Below are 2,483 nucleotides of genomic sequence, written 5' to 3' on the forward strand. Positions count from 1 at the left end.
CAACTTGGCCCAAAACAGCCATCAATCTAAAATCTCAAATCTAAAATCTAAAATCAACAAGGCTGTCGAGCCAAAATTGCGCTAAACTCAACTTGGCCCAAAACAGCCATCAATCTAAAATCTAAAATCTAAAATCTAAAATCAAAATGACTGTCCAGCTAAGCGACATTGAAACTCAACTAGAAACCCTCGGCCAAGAGTCCAAAAGTGCGATCGCCAGTGCCAATACCCTCGAACAACTCGAACAGTTGCGCCTCGGCTACCTCGGCAAAAAAGGCCAACTCTCTCAAATTTTAGGCATGATGGGCAAACTGTCGCCAGACCAGCGGCCCAAAGTAGGGGCGATCGCCAATACAGTCAAAGAAGCCCTGCAAGCAGATTTAGAAGACAAACGCGCCGCCCTCCAAACCGCCCAAATCCAAGCCAAATTAGCCTCAGAAACCATCGATGTCACCATGCCGGGGATTTTTCGCCCCCAAGGCCGCGTTCACCCCTTAAACGCCGTCATAGACCGCGCTCTGGATATCTTTGTCGGCCTGGGATACACCGTCGCCAACGGCCCGGAAATGGAAACAGATTATTACAACTTCGAGGCGCTGAACACCCCGCCAGACCACCCAGCGCGGGATATGCAAGATACATTTTACCTACCAGGCGGCGACTTACTGCGGACTCAGACATCATCAGTGCAAATTCGCTACATGGAACAGCACAAACCGCCGATTCGGATTGTCTCTCCCGGCCGCGTTTACCGCCGCGATACTGTTGATGCTACTCACGCAGCAGTCTTCCACCAAATTGAGCTTTTAGCAATTGGTGAAGGTCTGACATTTACTGACTTGAAAGGCACGATTAAAGAGTTTTTGCGACAAATGTTCGGACAAGATTTGCCGATTCGTTTTCGCACGAGTTACTTTCCTTTTACCGAACCTTCTGCCGAAGTAGATTTGCAGTGGAACGGCAAATGGCTGGAAGTTTTGGGCTGCGGAACCGTCGATCCTAATGTTCTTAAAGGAGTCGGTTTAGATCCCGAAAAATATACTGGGTTTGCGGCCGGTTTTGGTGTCGAGCGGTTCGCAATGGTACTTTATGAAATCGACGATATTCGCCGGGTTTATGCTAGCGATTTGCGCTTTTTGCGGCAATTTTAAAGAAGGGCTTGGGGTCGCTTACACGAGCCGTCTAGAGGTCTTGGTCAATGTACATCAATCTTTCAGTTTCAAGTAAGTAAGTAAGTAAGTACAAATAAACATTACTTGGGAGAGGGCGGGTTCTGCAACGATGACTCGCCCTTACTGTAGATAAGCCCTAAAGCCGCCCCTACAAGCCCCTGCAAGATATTATTGTTTTTTTGCGCTTACCTACTTAATTTATTGTCTACTTGCTAAAAACATCCTTGATGCCGTCAACAGCGCGCTCTACAGCATTCTTGGTATTATCTACTGCTTCCTGAGTCCGAGCTGAATCTTCCGATGCTCTTTTCTCAATTGTGGCCGCATCTTTCTTAGCTTTGCGCTCTACGACACTACCATCCTCCGATGCTCGATCGACTTTAGCAGCATTTGTCTTGGCAGCTTCCTTAACCTTCTCTTCTGTATCTCGGATGAAGTTCTTGGCTCGTCCAGCATCTTTGCTAGCTTTTTCTTGAACCGCATCGCCCGCATCTGCTGCTGCGATCGAGTTTACAGCAGGAGAAGCCATTGCTGCGGTGTTGGAGAAGAACGCACCAGACCAAACGAAGGCCATCGCTGACACGCAAAGGACTGTTGTAGCCATCAAGCGCCCTAAAGTCGAAAGCCGTTTCGTAAAATAATTCAGTTTCATAGAATACAAAAGGAGATGTGACCTTCTATTTTTACTCGATTTGAGCGATCGGCGGAACCGTTCTCTAGATAGAGGTTATCCACCGATGAGCTGTTAAAAAAGTTCCCTCTTTTGATAGATTCAAGCCAGGAAAGTCAGTCAATTTTAGATTTTAGATTTTAGATTTTAGATTTTAGAGTTGACTCCCCAGTCGCCCTTGGGAATCTTGAACTTTGGTGAGTCGATTGTAGATTTTAGATTTTAGATTTAACAATTAATATCAAATCTGTTAGCATCGGGATTATTCATCTATCTCTTCTCTGCATCAGCGTGAATCAGCGTCAATTAATTGTCATCTGCGGTTAAGCAATTTTCTTGTTTTTACCGCAGATACAGGCAGATTAACACAGATTAACGCAGATGAATTATATCAATTCCGGTTGCAGCTTCGGAATAGTAAATTAGAGTTGACTGTTCACGGCGTCAACAGTCAACCGTCAACAGTCAACATCATTACGGTGTTACCGGAAATGATATAAGTAGGTGCGACAGTCAAGCTATCATCAATCGGGCGATTATTGTCATAAAATATCGCTTCTAAGGAATGATATCGTTTCCGGTTGTATCGGAATGATTTAACCGCAGAGGGCGCAGAGAACGCAGAGGGAGAGAATACAGAG

The 2,483-nt window shown here is 45.6% G+C and carries 3 protein-coding genes; 1 reads left to right on the forward strand and 2 read right to left on the reverse strand.

Annotated features, from left to right (window positions below; translation table 11 throughout):
• Window positions 1-146 precede the first annotated feature (146 nt).
• The gene (gene pheS, locus QUB39_RS04025; RefSeq protein ID WP_333052935.1) at window positions 147-1,151 is read left to right on the forward strand and encodes a phenylalanine--tRNA ligase subunit alpha; all 1,005 of its coding nucleotides are present in this window, start codon (window positions 147-149) and stop codon (window positions 1,149-1,151) included.
• A gap of 226 nt (window positions 1,152-1,377) precedes the next feature.
• Here pheS and QUB39_RS04030 read toward each other — a convergent pair whose 3' ends face one another.
• Window positions 1,378-1,824 carry a hypothetical protein gene (locus tag QUB39_RS04030; RefSeq protein ID WP_333212871.1) on the reverse strand — a complete coding sequence of 149 codons (447 nt, stop codon included), beginning with the start codon at window positions 1,822-1,824 and terminating at the stop codon, window positions 1,378-1,380.
• 469 nt (window positions 1,825-2,293) lie between these two features.
• Window positions 2,294-2,483, reverse strand: a 190-nt coding sequence (locus QUB39_RS04035; RefSeq protein ID WP_333212873.1) for a hypothetical protein, incomplete at its 5' end; no start/stop codon positions are given.

The sequence above is a fragment of the Microcoleus sp. AT8-B5 genome, assembly GCF_036705565.1.
In the GTDB taxonomy this organism is placed as follows: domain Bacteria; phylum Cyanobacteriota; class Cyanobacteriia; order Cyanobacteriales; family Microcoleaceae; genus Microcoleus.

Coding starts and splice junctions, on each gene's coding strand:
- QUB39_RS04030 (WP_333212871.1), bottom strand. CDS start 1,824: ATGAAACTGAATTATTTTACGAAACGGCTTTCGACTTTAGGGCGCTTG.
- pheS (WP_333052935.1), top strand. CDS start 147: ATGACTGTCCAGCTAAGCGACATTGAAACTCAACTAGAAACCCTCGGC.